The sequence below is a fragment of the bacterium genome, assembly GCA_012517375.1.
Lineage (GTDB): Bacteria > Hydrothermota > Tepidihabitantia > B3-TA06 > B3-TA06 > JAAYVC01.
This window is the reverse complement of record JAAYVC010000124.1, coordinates 1-4,231: the sequence shown is the minus strand read 5'-3', so window position 1 is coordinate 4,231 and position 4,231 is coordinate 1. Positions and strand designations below refer to the sequence as shown.

The 4,231-nt window shown below is 52.4% G+C and carries 4 protein-coding genes; 2 read left to right on the top strand and 2 right to left on the bottom strand.

Translation table 11 applies throughout. From position 1 onward, the window contains the following. Positions 1–15: 15 nt before the first annotated feature. Both GX441_12820 and GX441_12815 read right to left on the bottom strand, forming a co-directional pair. Positions 16–393, bottom strand: a complete 378-nt coding sequence (locus GX441_12820; protein NLI99521.1) for a hypothetical protein — start codon at positions 391–393, stop codon at positions 16–18. Positions 394–532: 139 nt separating this feature from the next. After that, complete coding sequence (locus tag GX441_12815; protein ID NLI99520.1) at positions 533–2,824, bottom strand: TonB-dependent receptor; 2,292 nt, start codon at positions 2,822–2,824, stop codon at positions 533–535. Between the two features lie 137 nt (positions 2,825–2,961). Here GX441_12815 and GX441_12810 point away from each other — a divergent pair, with 137 nt between their 5' ends. Together GX441_12810 and GX441_12805 are read left to right on the top strand one after the other, a co-directional pair. Next, on the top strand, positions 2,962–3,594 hold the full coding sequence (locus GX441_12810; protein NLI99519.1) for a histidine phosphatase family protein: 633 nt from the start codon (positions 2,962–2,964) through the stop codon (positions 3,592–3,594). 195 nt (positions 3,595–3,789) lie between these two features. Next, positions 3,790–4,231, top strand: a 442-nt coding sequence (locus GX441_12805; GenBank protein ID NLI99518.1) for a tetratricopeptide repeat protein, incomplete at its 3' end; no start/stop codon positions are given.

Sequence of the window (4,231 nt, the reverse complement as noted above, 5' to 3'; positions counted from 1 at the left end):
TATTTCAATTTTGTTTTATTCATCAAGGTACCGCTTCGGCACGGCCATGAGGATTGTTCCGTCGCCGTCGTTTACAATCGTTCCATCTACTTCTTTTGCGTGGAAGTAGTAGTAATTGTCATCCGTAAAGAACCATCCAAGGAGTTCCATATCTATAATGGGCATGGGTTCTAATAGCAGCAGTGTGCAGTGTATCTCACCGGGTGCAGGGCATACTAATCTTTGCCAGGGTATGCTGTCGATATATATTGTTTCGTATCTACCCGTAGTGTCTTTTACCGGCGGTTGCCAGGGATCAGGCGGGTTGGATTGGTCTGCCATTAATGCGGCGGGAGCCAGAATCGCGAAAGCTGCCGCAAATGCCGCCAGCAACGTAAGGCTTGTCTTTTTCACGTTATTGCTCCTTAATGTAATGTTTATTTTTTCTCATCCTCTTTATACACCTCTTTTCTGCGGAAAGAATTATATTAACCTTTTTTTTGTCAAGCCTTTTTTCAAGGAACGCGGTCGAAGTCGAGTTTCCCCTAGTTCCCTAGAACTCAATGACCATGCCGCCAGAAGGCAGTAGAGCCATCTGGTAAAGCGTATCAACGACGCCACCCGGCATGTACATGCACTGCCAGACGTTCTTTCGTCCATATGCGTTCTGCGCCTCTATGTACCACGACATGCTCCAGCCCTTGAAGAGAAACTTGTGATCCCACCGTACGTCCAGCCTGTGATAGGCGGGGTAGCGCACCGAGTTGTAATCGTCTGCATCATAGCTCCACGTAGAGTCATGGCTGTTCCACTGCATGGGTGTGTACGGTCTGGGGCCCATGTAGCGGAAGCGAAAGCCGAGGTTGGACTCGTCCGAGAAGAGGAAGCTTCCCACAGACATCCTGAACCACTCCGGAAGCCTCAAGTACCATTCGTACTTGTAGAACTCGAACTTGTACGCGGCAACCACGCTTAACATGTGCCTGTAGTCGTAATCGCCCGGGACAAGCACCGCCTTATCCAGAGGGTTCTGCATCACCGATGACGAGTACGAGTATCCCAAAGTCCCGTGCCAGTTGTGTGCGTAGCGTTTCTGAATCAAGAATTCCACGCCCCATGCCTGAGAGTTAACCTGGGCCACGAGTGCGCCTCGCGGGTCCAGGGGCTCCGTTAACGGAAGATTTGTGATGTTCTTGAAGTATCCCTCAACGGATAGCTTCGTATCATCCGTTATCAGCCGCTCGATTCCGGCAATGTAGTGATCGGAGCGCTCACTGCGAAGTGCGTAGTTAGCCGTGTCGTTAAGGAGAAGGAAATAGGCGGGAGTCTGGTAGTGCCAGCCGTAGCCTGCGTGAACGCTCACGTCCCACAGAAGAGGTCGGGTCGAGATCCTCACCCTCGGTGAAAAAGCAAGTTCGTGGACGAGGTCGAAATAATCGGCTCTTGCGCCTAGCTCGATGTCAGCAACATCCCAGAGTGAAAACTGCTGTTCTATCCATCCCCCCGCCTTCAATCCAGCCGTGTCCTCGCCGATATCGAGGAAGGTTGTGTCCGTTAGAGGCGTGTAGAACGAGTACTCTGAGGGTTCATACTTAACGAATGCTCCGGCCTCGAACGGGAAACCCTCGAATGTGCCGAGAGAGAGCTGATACTGCGCTTTCCACGAATCGAGAGTGGAAGTCGTCGAATTCAAGGTATCCAGAGAATCAGTATACAGATACTGGCCCCAGCGGGCGCGAGAGTATGAAATTGAGAGCCTGCCCCACGAGCGCTCGCCGAAAAGACTCCGTAAGCCAAGACCCGAAACAAGCCTTGATGTGGCCAGATGGAGCGTGCCGGTCATGCCGTTGAGGAAGCCTTCCATATCCACGTCGAGGTCGTCCGAACCGGCAATCGCCATGAGAGAAAGCTCGTTTCTTGGGGTTATGTCAACGCTCAGCTTAGCCATGTAGTTGGTGTAGAAGGGCAGTATCGCGTCTTCTGGGAAAAGTCCTATCGCAGACATGAAATCGAGAAAGCTGCGGTGGTATGCAGCCATGAACGACCCCTTGCCCCGAAGGAGCGGTACCTCGATAATGGCGCCCACGCCTCCGACGCCCATGTCAACGTTTCCGTCCAGCCCCTCTCTGGAGCCCCGCTTAAGCGAGACGTCCATCACCGAAGACGCCTTGTCGCCGTAGCGGGCAGGAAACGCGCCTGCGATGAAGTCGGCTTCCCTTATCATCAAGGGATTTATCAGGTTAATCGCCCCGCCCTGGTGGTCGTAAAGGCCGAAGTGGTTGGGATATGGCACCTCCACACCGTCGAGAATAAAGAGGTTCTCTCCTTGCGAGCCGCCCCTCACTATTACTTCGTTGTCCTGGTCGTTTCCTCCCGAGACCGAGGGGAGCGCCTGGACAACGCGCTGGATGTCCATGGTTCCGCCCGGCTGCACCCTTATCTCGGCCGATGAGAAGTTGGTGCTGGATACAGCCGCATCCCCTGACTTGGGGAAATAGTCAGGCCTTACCTCGACGGCACCCATCGCGACTGGAGAACGCTCGAGCCTTACCTCGAGTTCTGCTGAGCGTCCGGGCTGTACCGCAACGTGGGTTTTGACCTGCGTGCGGTAGCCTATCATCGAGATCTCAACCGAGTACACACCGGCGGGAACGTCTCTCAGTATAAGCGTGCCATTCTGGTCTGCGGCCCCGCCTATCTCCGTTCCCGTGATCACGACATTCGCGCCTGCAAGCGGCGAGCGCGAGGAAGCGTCAAACACCCTCAGTGCTATCTTGCCTGAAGGCGAAGCCGGAAGATCGGATATTGCCAGGAAAGTAAGGATCGTAATTGCAAGAAATCTCATGATTATTCTCCCTAGGGATTAAATCGGCAATCAAGGATTAAGCCGATATTCATTATCAAAACCATTATATAGCCTCGTACCGTCCAGTCAAGCCGGTTCCTAACGTTGACTTTGAGCAGGTTGGTCTATCATTAACAATGCTCACAACAATCTACCTTATCCGGCATGGGGAATGTGAAGGCAACCGCGAAGGACTTTTCCGCGGACGCTTCAACTATCCCTTGAACGAGCAGGGAATTGAGCAGGCACGCTCGCTCGCGACAGAACTCATGAACGTGCCGCTCGACGCCGTGTACACGAGCCCCTTAACGCGCGCGTACCAGACCGCCGAGATCGTTTGTCAAGGCCGCTCCATCGCGCCAATCATCGAGGAAGGCTTCAACAACATCTACCTTGGCGCGTGGGAAGGCAAGCCCAAGTCGGAGGTCGAGAAGGAACAGCCTCACGAATTCAGGCTCTGGCGCACCGAGCCTGAAAAGCTCCGCATGGAGGGCGCCGAGACGCTCGACTTGGTTCAAAAAAGAGCCGTCTCATCCCTGATCCGCATCACAGGAGAAAGAAGGGGAGGAGGGTTCGCGGTCGTCACACACCGAGCGGTGCTCAAACCCTTGATTGCCGGCCTGCTCGGTATCCCCGAACCCTATTTCTGGAAGCTTACGCCGGAAACGGCTTCATACTCAATAGTAGAACATACGGATGAGAGGGGGTTCTCTCTTGTTCTTTTCAATCAAACCAGGCACCTTAAAGCGTTTATCCGCGAAGACGTATAACGCTCTTTCTGCATCTTTTTTCAACAAGAAAAAAAGTCTAAAAAAAGCATCATTCTTCTTGACAAACATTCAGAATTCGCTATAATCAAGGCATAAAGGAGTGTTTTTTGAAGAATGGGTAACAGGAAAACAAGAAAAGAGGAAATCCTAAAGAATAAAGGTGTTGACATGCTAGAGAGAGATATATATAATAATTTGAAGGAGTTATACAATTCGGGTGAAAAAGAAAAGGCTTTCTTGACCACAGTGGATAAGCTTAGGGAGGAGAAGTCGCCGGTCGAGCGTTCGTCGCTTGCTTCTTTCGCATCCAAGATGCTGTTTGAGGCCGGGAAATTTGAAAAAGCGCTGGAATACGCCTTGGAAGCGCGGAATCAGGCGCGGCTGGCAGACGATTATATAGCTTTCTGCAAGGCGGCGATTTCGATAGGCCGCATACATTTCAGGCAAGGAAGACTTCGTGAAGCCGAACAGGCATGGCACGAGGCTTTGAGTCTTGTCGTCATATTCGGAAACAGGAAGCTGCACGGCCGCATACTCCTCAACCTTTCGATTCTGGATCAGCGCAGAGGCAATCACGTAAGAGCCCTGGACATACTCGAAAAAGCCCGGCTGATGCTTCAGGAAGAAAACGATCTTG

Coding starts and splice junctions, on each gene's coding strand:
- GX441_12815 (NLI99520.1), bottom strand. CDS start 2,824: ATGAGATTTCTTGCAATTACGATCCTTACTTTCCTGGCAATATCCGAT.
- GX441_12810 (NLI99519.1), top strand. CDS start 2,962: ATGCTCACAACAATCTACCTTATCCGGCATGGGGAATGTGAAGGCAAC.